Raw genomic sequence first — 14,583 nt, 5'->3', positions numbered from 1 at the left:
GCTTGCGCCCTGAACCGGCAGCAGGGCCGTGCCTGGTTGGGCGAGCTGGCCGGCACGGTGCGGCGCCTGGCCGCGCCGGACGGCCAGGAGCGGGGCAACGGCCGGTTTTCTGCGGGGTTCGGGTCAGGACATGCCGGCAATTCCGGGCGCAACCCGGCGCCGGCAACCCCGGGCACGACGGCCCAGCAGGAAGGAGACGCCATGAACACCCCTTACCGACCGGTGCACCGTGAGCGCCTCCATGACGCCGATGAGCACCAGCGCGGCCCCGCGCCGGGCCAGCAGTTCCAGCAGGGTCAGGGCGGCTTCGCGGCAGGCACCGGCCCGCAAGGCTCGACGCCGGGCGACTTCCGGCATGGCGGCCTGGGCACCCCGGGCCATGTGCCGCAGGCGCCGCATGCGCTGCATCGGCAGCAGGACGAGCCGGACTGGTCCCAGCTCAGCCAGGGCGCTCCGCAGTTCGCCGGTCCGGGCAGCGACGCCGCCGCCTGGGGCCATGTGCCGCGCGCGCCCCACGCCGGCGGCCAGCACGCCGGGCAAGGCAGTGCGCCGCAGGAGGAGTTCGACCCCGAGTACCTGCAGTGGCGCGAAGAGCACCTGCGCGGCCTGGACGAGGACTACCGCGCGTGGCGGCAGCAGCGCTTCGCCGACGAGTTCAGCCGGTGGCGCGCGCGCTCTCCCGGCGGTTCGTCCTGAGCCAGCCGCTCACACCTTCGGCACCGTGGGCGGCGGCGTGGGGGGCAGCCGCTGGGGCTGCTCCTCCGGCGAATCCGGCACGGTGGCGTCCAGCAGGCTCGGGGTCCAGGCGGGCAGTGTCATGGCGTGCTCCTTCAGGGGTGAGGCTCACAGGCCGCTGGGATAGGTTTCGGGCTCCTCGGTGCTCTCCCAGGGATGCTCGCTCTCCAGCGGCTGCAGCGCCCGTGTCTGGTCCAGGTGCATCACTGCATCGAACTGCCGCGACAGCGAGGCATGGAAGTAGTGGCTCCAGCGCTCGGTCTCGGGCCGGTAGATCACGCCGATGGCCCGCGCCAGGCGGTAGTCCTGCAGCGCGCGGCGCAGCCCGTCCGAGCCGCCGCGCTGCAGCGGCAGCACGAAGCGCTCCAGCGCGCTCTCGTGCAGCAGCCGCTCGATGCTGTCGATGCGCGAGGGCCGCACCGTCTTGAGCTCCACCGGCGCGTCCCAGTCCGAGGCGGCGGCCACGCTGCCGGCATGGGTGGTGAAGCCCAGGATGAAACTCTCGCCCGGGTCGTGCTGCTGCTCGCGCACCAGTTGCCCCAGGTTGAGCTGGCCGCGCTCGGCGCGGTCGGTGGCGCGCGCGTCGCCCACGTGCGAGTTGTGCGCCCACACCACGATGTGCGCCGGCCGCTCGCGCTGCGCCGCCAGGTGCGATCGCAACTGGTGCAGTGTCGAGGCCATGTGCCGGTCGCGCACGTTCCAGGACTCGGTGCGGCCGGCGAACATGGCGCGGTAGTAGGTTTCGGCATTGCGCACCACGCGCGCGTTCTGCTGTGCGTAGAACAGCTCGTCGCTCCCGCCGCCGTCCCGGCCCCGGCTGGCGGCCAGGCGCTGGCCGGCCTGGTGCAGCATCTCGGTGAGCTGCAGCACCACCTCGCGCTCGCAGTCGTCGCGCAGGCCGTGGATGACGGCGTGGCCGTAGGCCTGCGGGTGGTGCGCGAAATCGTCGAAGCAGGCGTAGCGGGCGCGGGCGCGCTGGGCCGCCTCGGGATCGACCTCGTCGAGGTAGCGCAGCACGGCCTGCATCGACTCGCGCAGGCTGTACAGGTCCAGCCCGAAGAAGCCGACCTTGTCGCCAGGGGCGTCCTGCACGTCGTTGTAGGTGCGCAGCCACTGCACCAGCGCCACCACCTCGGTGTTGCGCCACATCCAGCGCGGGAAGCGCTCGAAGCCGCCCAGCGCCTGCTCCGCCGACGTGTCGCCGGAGCGGCCCTGCACGTAGCGGCTCACGCGCAGCGCCGCCGGCCAGTCGGCCTCCACGGCGACGGCGTCGAAGCGCTTCTCGACGATGAGCCGGCGCGTGATCTCGGCGCGCAGCCGGTAGAACTCCCGGGTGCCGTGCGTGGACTCGCCCAGCAGCACGATGCGCGACTCGCCGACCAGCCCCAGCACGCGGTCCACGTCTTCCAGGTCCCGCAGCGGGTGCGCCTCGTGCCGTATGGCCTGCACGGCGGCTTCTCTGTTCTTGCCCATGGCATGCGACTCCGAGCTTGGTTTGCAGTCATTCCTGCAACGGCCGTCACAAGCGCTGCGCCGGGTTCGTGACCCGGGCTACCCTTGCCGCGCCCTGCCTTCGGGCGGCAACCCTCGTTCCTGTGAATGGCCACGCCGGCAGCACGGCGGCGACCACCAGCCCGAGGCCGCCACCCGGCCTTGTCCGGGCAACCCTGGCGGCGTGGCTCGGCGCCGGCATGCCGGAATCGGGGGCGACAGACCGGCCCGGGATTCCGTTCCCGGCATCCCGGCTGCTTGCCCGAAGGGCCAGCAACCACCATGGAACGCGGAGCACGGACATGAGCCAGCCTGAGCAGCATCCCTCCTCCGGGAAGTCGTCGGCCGCCGACCCGGCCACCGAGGACCCGGCGTCCGCCGAGGCCCCGGCACATCCCGAAGCGCAGGAGCGCCGGGAATGGCAAGGCGGGCTGCGCCGCCACGCCGATGAGCGCTCGTCCGGCTCCGACGAGTCACCGGCCAACAGCGCCGAGCCGGCGCCGGGCGCGAACACCGGTCTCCATGGCGGGCTGGTGCGCTAGGTGGCCGCGGCTGCGATGCGCGGAGACGGGCAGGGTGACGGCGAGCCGGTCCAGGCCGGGCCCGCGTGGGTGCCCGGGGTGCGGCGCATCGCGGTGCTGCGCGCCAACGCCGTGGGCGACTTCGTGCTCGCGCTGCCGGCGCTGGCCGCATTGCGCCGCGCCTATCCCGAGGCCCACGTGACGCTGCTGGCGCGGCCGTGGCATGCCGAGTTCCTGCGCGGCCGGCCCTCGCCGGTGGACGAGGTGGTCGCGCTGCCGCCCAGCCTGGGCCTCGACGCGGCGGATGATCCGGCCGAACTCTCGGCGCTCGCGGCCACGATGCGGGCCCGGCGCCTGGACCTGGCGCTGCAGTTGCACGGCGGTGGCCAGCACAGCAACCCGCTGGTGGCGGCTTTCGGAGCCCGCGTCAGTGCCGGCCTGCAGGCCGAGGGCGCGCCGCCGCTGCAGCGCAACCTGCCCTACCGGGTGCCGCATCCGGAGGCGCTGCGCCTGCTGGAGACGGTGGCGCTGGTGGGCGCGCCGCCCGTGGACATCGAGCCGCGGCTGGTCGGCACGGCAGCGGATCGGCGCGAGGCCGCCGCGGTGCTGCCCCCCGGCGCGGCGCCGCTGCTGGTGCTGCAGCCGGGTTGCACGGACCCGCGCCGGGCCTGGCCGCCGGAGCGCTTCGCGGCGGTGGGCGACCATTTCGCGGCCCTGGGCGCGCAAGTCGTGCTCAATGGCACCCGGGCCGAGGCCGATGTCACGCGCCGCGTGCGCGAGGCGATGCGCTGGCCGGCGCTGGACCTCGGCCACAAGGAGCTGTCGCTGGGCGGCCTGCTGGCGCTGCTGGAGCGGGCCCGCCTGCTCGTGGGCAACGACACCGGCACCGCGCACCTGGCCCGCGCGGTGGGCCTGCGCAGCGTCACCGTGTTCTGGATCGGCAACCTGCTCGGCTACGCCCCGATGACCTCGGCACGCCACGCGGTGGCCGTGTCATGGCGGCTGCATTGCCCGGCGTGCGGGCGCTACAACATCGGCTTTCGCTGCGAGCACAACGACAGCTTCGTGGACGAGGTCCAGACCGGGCAGGTGCTGGACCAGGCCCGAGGCCTGTGGGCCGAGGCGGCGCCGCCCTGGGCCGATGACCTCAATCCCGCCACAGCGCTGCCATCGCCTCATTGAACCGCGCCGCGATCGCCGCCGCGTGCTCATGCCGGCTGTCGCGGATCACCCAGCGCCCGGCCACCATCACGTCGCGCCAGGGGCGCGGCGGGCCGGCGAACACCAGCGCGTCCAGCAGCCGCGGCGGCGGCACGCCCAGCAGCCCGTCGGCCTGCGCATCGGCCACCAGCGCGTCGGCGCGCGCGCCTTCCACCAGGCCCCAGCCCGGCTCGCCGGCGGCGCGGGCGCCGGCATGCACCGCCACGTCCAGCAGCCGCGCCGCCGTGGACGGCCGCCCCGTGGCCGGCGCCGCCGCCACGTTGCGCCGGCGCAGCTGCAGCCGCTGGCCGTACTCCAGCCAGCGCAGTTCCTCCAGCGCGTCGCGCGACACCTGGCTGTCCGAGCCAAGGGCCACGCACACGCCGGCCGACAGCCAGCCGTCCAGGTCCGTCACGCCGTCGCCCAGGTTCGCCTCGGTGGATGGGCACAGCACCACGTTGGCCTCGCTGGCGTCCACGGCCGCGATCTCCTTGCGCGTGGCGTGCGTGGCATGGACGAGCTGCCAGCGCGGGTCGAGCAGGCCCTCGCGGTACAGCCAGGCGATCGGCCGCACGCCCGTGGCGGCGACGCACTCCTCCACCTCGCCCGCCTGCTCGGCCACGTGGATGTGGATCGGCCCCTCGAAATCCTCGGACAGCTCGCGCAGCCCGGCGATGGAGCCGGGCGCCGCCGCGCGCAGCGAGTGGATCGCCAGCCCCGCGTTGAGCAGCGGCCGGCCCGCCGCCTCGATGCGCCGCGCCGCCTCCCACACGCCGCGCGCATCCAGCGCGAAGCGCCGTTGCTCCCCGCGCAGCGCCGGCTGGCTGAAACCGGCGCGCTCGTACAGCACCGGCAGCAGCGTCAGCCCGATGCCGGCCTCGGCCGCCGCATCGGCCAGCGTCCAGCTCAGCCTCAGCGGGTCCTCATGAGGCCGGCCGTCCGGATCGTGCTGCAGGTAGTGGAACTCGCACACCTGCGTGTAGCCGCCGCGCAGCAGCTCCACGTACAGCTGCGCCGCCACGGCCTGCAACTGCTCGGGCGTGATGCGCAGGGCCACGCGGTACATGTGCTCGCGCCAGGACCAGAAGTCGTCCGTTTCGCCCTCGCGCGTTTCCGCCAGCCCGGCGAAGGCGCGCTGGAAGGCATGGCTGTGCGCGTCCACCAGCGCCGGCAGCAGCGGCCCGGCCGCGATCTCGGCGCCCGGCGGCGGTTCCGCGTCCGGCGTGATGGCGGCCCAGCGCCCGTCGCGTTCGATCTCCAGCAGCACCCGCTCGCGCCAGCCGCCGGGCAGCCAGGCCCGTGCGGCCCACAGTTGTTCAGGCATCGAAGTCTCCGCTGTCCAGGCCAGGCAGGGTACGACCGGCGACGCCGCTTTTCCCTGGTGGTGACGCATGTTTTCCGGAATTGCTGTTCCACGTCCCAGGCCCTCGCTAGCATCCGCGCAGCACGCCGGCAGGTCCTTCGTCCTGAGCGATGGCCTGCCGTGCCGGCTTGTCTTTCCCACCGCGTAGGAGTTCGCCATGAACCACACGCTCGATGATCGACAACGCCTTGCCCACCCGCTGCCCGGCGTCACACCCGCCGTGCGCCAGGTCGGGCTGGACCGCCCCATGCACTGGTTGCGCCTGGGCGCGCGCGACGTGATGCGCACGCCCGGGCCGAGCCTGGGGCTGGGCCTGCTGGTGGCCGCCGTCGGCCTGTTGCTGAGCACCATGGCCTGGCAGGCCACCTACATCGCACCGGCCCTGCTGGGCGGCTTCCTGTTGGTGGGCCCGTTCCTGGCCATCACGCTGTACGGGTTGACACGCCAGCTGGAGGACAACGAGCCCACGGACCTGCGCCGCGCCTGGCAGGCCATGCGCGGCAATGCCGGCTCGATCGCGCTGTTCGGCCTGCTGCTGGCGCTGGCCTACATCTTCTGGGAGCGCCTGGCGGCCATCCTGTTCGCCTTCTATTACGACGGCCAGGCCATCCACCTCTCGCAGCTGATGGCGGACGTGCTGCTGTCCGGCCAGTACCTCGGGCTGATGCTGACCTTCCTGGGCGCCGGCGCGCTGCTGGCCATAGCCGTGTTCGCGTTCAGCGTGGTCAGCGCGCCGCTGCTGGTGGATCGCCCGGTGGACGTGATCACCGCTGCCCTCACGAGCCTGCAGTGCTGCCTGCGCAACCCCGCGCCGATGCTGCTGTGGGCCGCGCTCATCGTCGCCCTGGTGCTGGCGGGCTTCCTGACGCTGATGCTGGGCCTGATCTTCGTCTTCCCGCTGCTGGCGCATGCGAGCTGGCATGCGTACCGGGACATGGTCGAGGCTTGATCAGGACTTGAGCCGGGCCGTCGCGCCGGCCGGGTGGCCTCAGCCCGGCCGGCCCCGGCGCGTCCTGGCTTCATTCACGGCGAGCGCCGCCAGCTGGCCGCTCATGTCGTGGACAAAAGCGCGCACCGTCTTGCTCTGACTGAAGGCCAGGACACTTTCAAGCCGCCGGTGGTGCCGGCGCGCGCCATGGCGCCAGCGCCTCGGAAATGTCTTCCAGCGCCGCCACCCGCCGGATGCCCGGTGGCGTGCCGCGCCCCAGCGCCGGCGCGGCACCGCCCACCCACAGCGCGCGCTCGGCCGGCATCTGGGCCCGCAACTGCGCCAGGCTGGCCAGCACCAGGTTGCGCTTCTGGCAGCCGGTGACGCTCAGCGCCACCACGTCGGCCTGCCAGGCCGCGGCAGCGGCCACCAGGTCGTCCAGCGGCACCTGCGTGCCCAGCGACAGGCAGGCGCAGCCCTCCAGCGCCAGCAGCGCCTGCGCCATCAGCAGGCCGAGCCCGTGCGGCTCGCCCGGCAGCGTGGCCAGCAGCACGCGCGGGCGTCCCTGCGCCGGCGGCAGCGCGGCCAGCGCCGCGTGCAGCACGGCCTGCACGCTCTCGGTGTAGAGGTGCTCCTCGAAGATGCGCAGCTCGCCCTGCATCCAGGCCTCGCCCACGCGCTGCGCCAGCGGCGCCACCACGCCGGTGACGAAGCCGCGTAACCCATGCCGGGCCTCGGCCAGGGTGAGCGCCTGACGCAGCGCCGCCGCGTCATGGCGGCGCAGCAGCGCCAGCAGCTCGCCCACCTCGTCCGGCCCGGTGAGGGCCTGGGCCCGCGCCGCCGCTGGCTCTTTCCGCCCACCCAGCAGCGCCTGCAGCGCCTCCACCGGCTGCGGCACCAGCCGCCCCGGCCGGTGGCCGGCGTCGATCAGGCGCCGGATCAGACGCAGCTTCTCCACCTGCTCCGGCGCGTACAGCCGCTCGCCCAGCGCATCGCGCTGCGGCTGCGGAAAGCCGTAGCGCCGCTCCCACACCCGCAGCGTGTCCTTGGCCAAGCCGGTGTCGCGCTCCACGTCCGCGATCGACAACAAAGTGCTCATAACCCCAATTGTCCTAGACACTGCTTGAACAAGGCAGGGGGTAAGGCCTATGATTTGTGCCAAGCCCGGTTTGTCCAGGACAAAACGGGCTTAAGAACCAATTCCGCGCCCCGGCGCGTTCTCACCCATGGAGTCCGACATGAAGAAGCTCTTCCTTGCCTCTGCCCTGGTTCTTGCCGCTATGGGCGCCCGCGCGGCCGACCTCGTCGATACCGCCGTGTCGGCGGGCAACTTCAACACGCTGGTGGCGGCGGTGAAGCAGGCGGACCTGGTGGCCACGCTCAAGGGCACGGGTCCGTTCACGGTGTTCGCGCCCACCGACGAGGCCTTCGCCAAGATCCCGAAGGAGCAGCTCGACGCGCTGCTCAAGGACAAGGCCAAGCTGACCCAGGTGCTGACCTACCACGTGGTGCCGGCCAAGGTGATGGCCAGCGACGTCAAGGCCGGCAAGGTGGCCACCGTGCAGGGTGGCTCGCTGACCGTCGCCACCCAGGGCGGCGTGACGGTGGACCAGGCCAAGGTGGTCAAGACCGACATCACGGCCAGCAATGGCGTCATCCACGTCATCGACCGCGTGCTGATGCCGCAGTGAAGCCCCGGCCGGCGGCGCCTCCCGGCGCCCCGGCATCGCGATTGCTGTGGGCGCGACGGTGCGCGTGCGCTTTCCTGTAGCCGCCCGTGCGTCGCGCCTGCCATGGCGGGCCCTTCCGTGTCCCTTTTGCCCAGGAAGCCTGCGCCGCCGTGGAAGCCACCTCAGAAGCCCCTTCTCAAACCGTTCTCGACGCCGCTCCTCCCGCGCGCGGCTGCGCCGGCCAGGCCACTTGCCGCTACCTCTATGCCAGCCGCCTGGCGCCGCGGCAGCCCGTGACGGTGGTCGGCGCGCTGCTGACGCAGGCGCGCGAGCGCAACCGCCAGCTCGGCCTGACGGGCGCGCTGCTGTTCGATGGCGAGCACTTCGTGCAGCTGCTTGAAGGTCCGGGCGAGGTGGTGGATGCGCTGGCGCGGCGCATCGAGGCCGACGCGCGCCATGCCGGCGTGGCGGTGTTCCTGCATGCCGCCGATGCCCGGCCGCCGCTGTTCGACGGCTGGTCGGGCGGCTGGGCCGAGCCCGAGGCGCTGCAGGACTTCCTGGCGCTGGAGCGCTCCGACACGACACGGCTGCTGGACGCTTTCAAGAAGCTCGTCGAGGGCAGCGACATGCAGTGAGCCGCGCCCTGCCGCGCGCCGGCCGGTTCGGGACGCTCAAGGACAGTTCAACAGCGCACCCGACGCAGTGCAGAAGCCGCGCGGGCCGAGCAGCTGATTCGGGCCGATGCGCTGCAGGCGTGTGCCGTCGTTGGCCCAGCAGCCCGCCACGTCGCAGGAGGTGATGGCAGAGGGCGGCGCCGGACGCGGCGGCGGCACCGGGATGCCCGTGGGTGGTGGCGGCAGCGGCGCCGGCTGCGGCGTCAGCGCCACGGGGGGCGGCACGCTCAGCGGCGGCTGCGCCAGGCGCCCGGGCAGGGCGGGCTGGTCGGGACGGCCTTGCAGGCAGGCCCGCGCGGCGCGGTCACGCGCAGCATTGAGGCGGACCAGGGCGGCGCGCTGGGCGGCCTCGTCGGGGCGCGGCCCGGCGAGCGCCGAGGACTCCTGCGCCTGCAGCGCCGCCAGCGCGCCGCGGCACTCGGCCGCATGCAGCGCGTTGCCCTCCTGGGCCGGCGTGGCGCCGGCGGCCAGCAGCCAGGGCAGGGCGAAAACGATGCGGCGCATGGGGATTGGAGCGGGCGGACGGCCGGGTGGTTCGCCAGGGTGGGCAATTGACGCGCCGCGTGAACAGTCATGCCACGCGCGCCGGCTATTTCCGCATCGGCCGGCTGCCTAGAGTCGCCGCCATGCCCATGCCTCCGGAAACCTCCATGCCCCGCTCCCTGTTCGATCCCTGGCTCGCCGGCGCGCTGCCGCGCCGCATCGACGTGCCGCTCATGACCCGCTCGTGCACCGTGCCCAGCCGCGGCGGTTCCGGCTCGCCGGGCCCGTACGGGGCGAGCCATGCACCCGGGCGCCTGGAGCCGTGGGCATGAGTGCCGCGTCCGCCGCCCTGCCGGCGCGTCCGGCCGCCGCGCCCTGGGGCCTGCTCTTCGCCGTCGGCGGCCTGCTGGGGCTGGCGCTGCCGGGCGCCAAGGCGATGGCGGGGCTGGGCGTGTCGGCGCTGGCCTTTGCGGCCTGGCCGACCACCGTGGCCGGGGCGCTGCTGGTGCTGCTGGCCGCCGCGCGCCAGCCGCGGCCGGCGCACTGGGGCCGCACGCTGCGTTACAGCGTCGTCGCCGGCGTGATGGGCCATGCCGTGCCGATGACGGTGGCCTTCGCCCTCTCCGCCAGCGCCGGCGCCGGCATCACCGCGATGGCTTTCACCTTGCCGCCGGTGTTCACGCTGGCGACCACGCTGCTGCTGCGCCGCGAGCGCTTTCAGCCGATGCGCTTGGCCGCCATCCTGCTGGGCCTGGCCGGCGCCCTGGGCCTGGTGCTGGGCCGGCATGCGCTGGCGCCGCTGACCCTGCCGGCGCTGCTGGGCCTGCTGGCGATGCCGGCGCTGGTGGGCGCGGCCAATGTCTATCGCTCCGTAAAACTGCCGCCGGGCGTGGCGGCCGAATGGCTGGGTGGCCTGCTGCTGCTGGCCTCGGGCGCGCTGCTGCTGCTGGTCGGTCTGGTGAGCGGCGGGCTGGCGGTGCCGTTGACCGCGCCGGTGCTGGGCGGCCTGGCGCTGCAGAGCGCGGTGATGACGCTCGCTTACCTGCTGTATTTCCTGCTGCAGCGCCGCGCCGACCCGGTGCTGTTCAGCTTCATCGGGCAGGCCATGATGGTGGCGGGCGTGGCCGTGGGCGTGCTGTTCTTTGGCGAGCGCCTGCCCTGGACGGCCTGGCCCTCGCTGGCGCTGGTGCTGGCCGCGATGCGGCTGATGCACCGCCATCCCGCCCGGCCGGCGGTGAGCCGCCCGGCGCGGGGCGCCACGGCATGAGCACCGCCTGCGCTGGCGCCAACGGCTGACCCTCGCTCACACCCCGTTCCTGAACCTCTCCCGCAGGAAATCCACGAAGGCCCGCACCTTGGCCGGCAGGTGCGTGCGGCTGGGATAGACGGCGAAGAGCGTGCGCGGCGTGGTGCGGAAGTTCGTCAGCGCCGCCTGCAGCCGGCCGTCGCGCAGCGGCTCGCGCACCAGCGGCGCCGGCACCAGCGCCACGCCCGCGCCGCGCAGCAGGGCGTCGATGAGCAGCAGGCTGTTGTCGGTGCGGAAGCGCCCGGCCACCTCCACTTCCGTCACGCCGCCCTCGGCATCCTGGAAGCGCCAGCGCAGCGCGTCGGTGGCAAGCAGATAGGGCAGGCAATCCCGGGGACGCAGCTGCTGCGGCGTGGCGGGCAGGCCATGGCGCTGCCAGTAGGCCGGCGCGGCGCAGACCACGCGCTCGATGACGGCCAGCGGCGTGGCGACCAGTGAGGAGTCGTCGAGCTGCGCCTGCCCGCGCAACGCCACGTCGATGCCCTCGCGCACCAGGTCGGCCGGGTGGTCGTTGAGGCGCATCTCCAGCTCCACGGCCGGATGCACGGCCTGGAACTCGTGCAGCACGGGTGCGAGCAGGCCCAGCGTCATCGACACCGGCGCCGACACCACCAGCCGCCCCGAGGGACCGTCCTGGTGTTCGCGCAGCCCGCCCAGCGTGGCCTCGGTGTCGGCGAGCACGCGGCGGCAGTAGGCATAGAAGCGCTCGCCGGCCTCGGTGAGCTGCATCGCCCGCGTGGTGCGCGCCAGCAGGCGGCTGGCGGTCCAGTCCTCCAACTGCTGCACGTACTTGGTGACCACGGCACGCGACAGGTCCATGTCGCGTGCGGCGGCGGCGAAGCTGCCGGTCTCGACCACGCGGCAGAAGCATTGGAGGGGGAGGTGGGTGATCAAAAGCCAGATGCAGCAAAAGCAGTGTGTTCGGTTTTACTGCAGTGGGAAGCTCTCACTGTTACGCCGGCATCAGTCACGCGGACTACGAGCGCCCTTCCTCCCGCGCCGCCTGAAACTCCTCCCACGTGACCTGCGGCGCATTCCGGTGACGGGCCAATATGCGCTCCACGGCACTACGGTGCCGCTCCCGCCGCACCGCCTCGCGCATCAACGCCGCCATGACGGCGTCCTTGTCCTGCCCCTCAAAGGCCGCATCAAAAGCCTCTTTCACGTAATCCGGCACGCTGAAGCTCGCGACCGCCATGGCACTGCTCCGTGGTTGAAGGTTTCGACAGGAGTGTCGGCCGGCGCGCGTCGGGGGCAAATCAAAAGGCTTGTTCCGGCCTCGTTCTCTCCGCAGCCATCCCCATGCCCAGGATCGGTGGGACGCGATGGCCCAACGCTTGCCCATAGCGCTCAGCCCCCAAGCCTCCGAAGGCAGCACGCCGTCGAGGCGGGGCAGAGACCCACAAGCCGCCAATTGCCATGCCCCGACGCCGCCCCGCACTCCCTGCCTTCCTCCTTACCCTCGCCGCCCTGGCCGCGTCGCCTCTCACCGCCACCGCCGCGACCCCGGCCCGCCAGCCGGCCCAGGCCGTCCAGCCGGCCACCCCCGACGCCCTCATCGCCCACTACAACGACCCCGCCGCCGACCCGCCCAGCCTGCACCCCGGCGCGCGCGGCCCGGCCGTGGTGCGGGCCCAGGTGATGCTGGACCGCGCCTGGTTCCCGGTCGGCGAGATCGACGGCCTCTACGGCACCAACATGCGCCGCGCCGTGGCGGCTTTTCAGCGTGCGCGGGGCCTGCAGCCGGTGGACGGCCTGCTCGGTCCGGCCACCTTGCAGGCGCTGCGCGCCGACGCCACGCCGGTGCTGGGCCTCTACACGGTCAGCGAGCAGGATGTCGCTGGCCCCTTCATGCGCATCCCGGCGGACATGATGGAGCGCACCAAGCTGGAGAAGCTGGGCTACGAGTCGCCCCAGGAGGCGCTGGCCGAGAGGTTCCACATGAGCCCGAAGCTGCTGCGCCAGCTCAATCCGCACGCGAAATTCGCCGCCGGCGAGCGCCTGGTGGTGGCGGACGTGGGCGCCGGTGCGGCGGCGGCGCCGGCCGTGGCCTCACTGCGCATCGACAAGTCCGACCACGTGCTCTATGCCCTGCGCGAGGACGGCGCCGTGGTGGCGGCCTTCCCGGTCAGCCTGGGCGGCAGCCTCGATCCGCTGGAAAACGGCGAGTTCAAGATCGCCAACGAGGTCACCGACCCGGTCTTCTATTACGACCCCCAGCGCATCCGCGAGTCCAAGGCGCACCACACCAAGGCCGAGATCCCGCCCGGGCCCAACAACCCGGTGGGCGTGGTCTGGCTGGGACTGTCCAAGCCGCACTGGGGCATCCACGGCACGGCCGAGCCCGCGCAGCTCGGCCGCCGCGTCACCAACGGCTGCATCAACCTGACCAACTGGGACGCGCAGCGCCTGTCGTCCCTGGTCAAGGTCGGCACCGTCGTGGACGTGCAGGACTAGCGCCATGCGCCCGGGCGGCAAGGCCTTCATCGCGCGGGCGGCCCGCTCCGCGCTGATGGGGTTGCTGCTGGGTGCCGGGCTGGGCTTGGCGGTGGTGCTGCTGCCGGTCGGCTCGCCGGCGGGCCCGCGCATGGCCGAGGCCGCGACGCCGGAGGAAGCCGAAGCCGCCGCGCAGGCGCAGGACCTGGCCGCCCTGGCCGAGCGGCGACTGCTGCTCCCGGTGCAAGGCGTGGCCGCCTCCGAGCTGCGCGACACCTTCAACGAGGGCCGCGACGCCGGCGCGCGACCGCACGAGGCCCTGGACATTGCCGCCCCGCGCGGCACGCCGGTGGTCGCGGTGGACGAGGGGCGCCTCGTGAAACTGTTCACCAGCGTGCCCGGCGGGCTGACGATCTACCAGTTCGACCCCAGCAGCCGCTACGCCTACTACTACGCGCACCTCGACCGTTATGCCGAAGGGCTGAGCGAAGGCATGACGCTGCAGCGCGGCCAGGTGATCGGTTACGTGGGCAGCACCGGCAACGCCAACCCGGAGGCGCCGCACCTGCACTTCGCCATCTTTCGCCTCGACCCCGAGCGGCAATGGTGGAAGGGGACAGCGGTGAATCCGTACCCGGTGCTGGTGAAGGCGGGGCGGGGACCTTGAGCGGGGTCCGAGGCATCCCCGCGTCCATCGAGGGTCCGTCCGCTGGACCGGGCAAGAGGCCGCAGGCGCGTTGGGGTCCCGGCGAATCCGGCCGCAAGGCGTCAATACCATGGTTGCGGCCCCGCGCGCCGGTTCCGCCTCGCGGGGGGCAGGCGGCGGTTCTTGGGTGTCCGCCCATCGAAGGCGATGGCCAGGGAGATCCGCATGCCTCGATTCCGACTCCTTCCGGGTGCCGCCGTCGCCGGTGCCTGCCTCATGCCGCTGGCTGCGGCGGCCTACGACCCCGCGGCGCAGTTCTCGCCCACGCAAAACCCGTCGGGGCCCTGGACCTACGGCTGGTCGGCGTCACTGGGCGGCGCGTTCAACACCGCCCAGCGCCACGCGCCGGACGCCGCGGGGCTCGACCTGTGGATGGGCGACGTGCCTTCCGACGACGCTCCACCGGGGTTCTTCCCGCTCGTCGGCCACAACGGCACGGGCCGGCCGCTGCTGAGCGCCAACACGGTCTACGTGCTGCCGGGCGAGCTGCTGCTCCATCCCGGCCCCGGCGGGGAATACGCGGTGCTGCGCTTCACCGCCGACATGGCGGGCAGCTTCGCCCTCAACGGCCGCTTCATGAGCATCGACCTCTACCCCGGCACGACCGACGTGCATGTGCTCGTGAACGGGCAACCGGTGTTCGATGGCATGGTGGACACCTACAGGGCCGGGCCCTCGTTCCGCAGCAGGCAAGCGCTCCGGGCCGGCGACGTCGTCGATTTCGCGGTGGGCTTCGGCAACGGCTCCTACTACAACGACTCGACCCGCCTCCAGGCCAACATCTCCCCGGTCCCCGAGCCGTCCACCGCAGCGCTCTGGGTCAGCGGCCTGGCTCTGTGCGCGGCCGTCCGCGGGCGCAGGCGGCGTCAACAGCAGGCGGCCGGCGCCGCGGCGATGCCGGCCTGAGCGACAGCAGGGCGCGCCCGGACCGCACGTCCCGGCCCTCAGCTCGACTTTGGCCATCACGCGGCATAGCAAGCCGCCTCGTGCAGGCGGCGGAACACACTGCGCGGGACTTTGATGATGTCGCGTTCGCGCCGGGACGTTGCTAAACCGATGGCCCGCCACCA

17 protein-coding genes are annotated in these 14,583 nt (G+C 73.1%); 11 read left to right on the top strand and 6 right to left on the bottom strand.

What is annotated here, in order from left to right:
• Nucleotides 1-201: 201 nt before the first annotated feature.
• Nucleotides 202-696 (top strand): hypothetical protein, encoded by a 495-nt coding sequence (locus HHL10_RS26835; protein ID WP_169163488.1) that lies wholly within the window; start codon nt 202-204, stop codon nt 694-696.
• A gap of 147 nt (nt 697-843) precedes the next feature.
• On the opposite strand, the gene HHL10_RS26830 is transcribed toward HHL10_RS26835, so the two are convergent.
• Complete coding sequence (locus HHL10_RS26830) at nt 844-2,208, bottom strand: erythromycin esterase family protein (protein ID WP_169163487.1); 1,365 nt, start codon at nt 2,206-2,208, stop codon at nt 844-846.
• 320 nt (nt 2,209-2,528) lie between these two features.
• Here HHL10_RS26830 and HHL10_RS26825 point away from each other — a divergent pair, with 320 nt between their 5' ends.
• Nucleotides 2,529-2,768, top strand: coding sequence for a hypothetical protein (locus tag HHL10_RS26825; RefSeq protein WP_169163486.1), 240 nt, complete (start codon nt 2,529-2,531; stop codon nt 2,766-2,768).
• Nucleotides 2,769-2,783: 15 nt separating this feature from the next.
• Nucleotides 2,784-3,929 (top strand): glycosyltransferase family 9 protein, encoded by a 1,146-nt coding sequence (locus tag HHL10_RS26820; protein WP_169163485.1) that lies wholly within the window; start codon nt 2,784-2,786, stop codon nt 3,927-3,929.
• On the opposite strand, the gene HHL10_RS26815 is transcribed toward HHL10_RS26820, so the two are convergent.
• On the bottom strand, nt 3,895-5,271 hold the full coding sequence (locus HHL10_RS26815) for a formimidoylglutamate deiminase (RefSeq protein ID WP_169163484.1): 1,377 nt from the start codon (nt 5,269-5,271) through the stop codon (nt 3,895-3,897). The two genes, HHL10_RS26820 and HHL10_RS26815, sit on opposite strands and share 35 nt — an antisense overlap.
• 196 nt (nt 5,272-5,467) lie before the next feature.
• Here HHL10_RS26815 and HHL10_RS26810 point away from each other — a divergent pair, with 196 nt between their 5' ends.
• Entirely contained in the window at nt 5,468-6,259 is a 792-nt protein-coding gene (locus HHL10_RS26810; RefSeq protein ID WP_169163483.1) for a DUF2189 domain-containing protein, read from the top strand.
• Nucleotides 6,260-6,416: 157 nt separating this feature from the next.
• Here HHL10_RS26810 and HHL10_RS26805 read toward each other — a convergent pair whose 3' ends face one another.
• On the bottom strand, nt 6,417-7,337 hold the full coding sequence (locus HHL10_RS26805; RefSeq protein WP_169163482.1) for a MerR family transcriptional regulator: 921 nt from the start codon (nt 7,335-7,337) through the stop codon (nt 6,417-6,419).
• Between the two features lie 139 nt (nt 7,338-7,476).
• Between HHL10_RS26805 and HHL10_RS26800 the strand changes: the two genes are divergently transcribed.
• Nucleotides 7,477-7,929 carry a fasciclin domain-containing protein gene (locus HHL10_RS26800; RefSeq protein ID WP_169163481.1) on the top strand — a complete coding sequence of 151 codons (453 nt, stop codon included), beginning with the start codon at nt 7,477-7,479 and terminating at the stop codon, nt 7,927-7,929.
• A gap of 149 nt (nt 7,930-8,078) precedes the next feature.
• Nucleotides 8,079-8,543, top strand: coding sequence for a BLUF domain-containing protein (locus HHL10_RS26795; RefSeq protein ID WP_169163480.1), 465 nt, complete (start codon nt 8,079-8,081; stop codon nt 8,541-8,543).
• Nucleotides 8,544-8,579: 36 nt separating this feature from the next.
• Here the strand turns inward: HHL10_RS26795 and HHL10_RS26790 are convergent, their stop codons facing one another.
• Nucleotides 8,580-9,086, bottom strand: a complete 507-nt coding sequence (locus HHL10_RS26790) for a hypothetical protein (RefSeq protein WP_169163479.1) — start codon at nt 9,084-9,086, stop codon at nt 8,580-8,582.
• A 146-nt stretch (nt 9,087-9,232) separates the two neighbouring features.
• Between HHL10_RS26790 and HHL10_RS26785 the strand changes: the two genes are divergently transcribed.
• Complete coding sequence (locus tag HHL10_RS26785; protein ID WP_169163478.1) at nt 9,233-9,397, top strand: hypothetical protein; 165 nt, start codon at nt 9,233-9,235, stop codon at nt 9,395-9,397.
• Nucleotides 9,394-10,332, top strand: a complete 939-nt coding sequence (locus tag HHL10_RS26780) for an EamA family transporter (RefSeq protein ID WP_169163477.1) — start codon at nt 9,394-9,396, stop codon at nt 10,330-10,332. Before HHL10_RS26785 ends, HHL10_RS26780 begins: the two co-directional genes overlap by 4 nt.
• A gap of 36 nt (nt 10,333-10,368) precedes the next feature.
• Here HHL10_RS26780 and HHL10_RS26775 read toward each other — a convergent pair whose 3' ends face one another.
• Nucleotides 10,369-11,265, bottom strand: coding sequence for a LysR family transcriptional regulator (locus tag HHL10_RS26775; RefSeq protein WP_169163476.1), 897 nt, complete (start codon nt 11,263-11,265; stop codon nt 10,369-10,371).
• Nucleotides 11,266-11,347: 82 nt separating this feature from the next.
• On the bottom strand, nt 11,348-11,569 hold the full coding sequence (locus HHL10_RS26770) for a hypothetical protein (protein WP_169163475.1): 222 nt from the start codon (nt 11,567-11,569) through the stop codon (nt 11,348-11,350).
• Between the two features lie 221 nt (nt 11,570-11,790).
• Between HHL10_RS26770 and HHL10_RS26765 the strand changes: the two genes are divergently transcribed.
• The 3 genes from HHL10_RS26765 (at nt 11,791) to HHL10_RS26755 (ending at nt 14,419) form a co-directional block, all read left to right on the top strand.
• On the top strand, nt 11,791-12,828 hold the full coding sequence (locus HHL10_RS26765) for a L,D-transpeptidase family protein (RefSeq protein WP_169163474.1): 1,038 nt from the start codon (nt 11,791-11,793) through the stop codon (nt 12,826-12,828).
• A 4-nt stretch (nt 12,829-12,832) separates the two neighbouring features.
• Nucleotides 12,833-13,474: a M23 family metallopeptidase gene (locus HHL10_RS26760; RefSeq protein WP_169163473.1), complete on the top strand. Its 642-nt coding sequence runs from the start codon at nt 12,833-12,835 to the stop codon at nt 13,472-13,474.
• A 204-nt stretch (nt 13,475-13,678) separates the two neighbouring features.
• Nucleotides 13,679-14,419 (top strand): PEP-CTERM sorting domain-containing protein, encoded by a 741-nt coding sequence (locus tag HHL10_RS26755; RefSeq protein WP_169163472.1) that lies wholly within the window; start codon nt 13,679-13,681, stop codon nt 14,417-14,419.
• Nucleotides 14,420-14,583 lie beyond the last annotated feature (164 nt).

Source organism: Azohydromonas caseinilytica (assembly GCF_012927045.1).
Taxonomy (GTDB): Bacteria; Pseudomonadota; Gammaproteobacteria; order Burkholderiales; family Burkholderiaceae_C; genus Azohydromonas; species Azohydromonas caseinilytica.
This window is presented reverse-complemented; position numbering and strand designations above follow the sequence as displayed.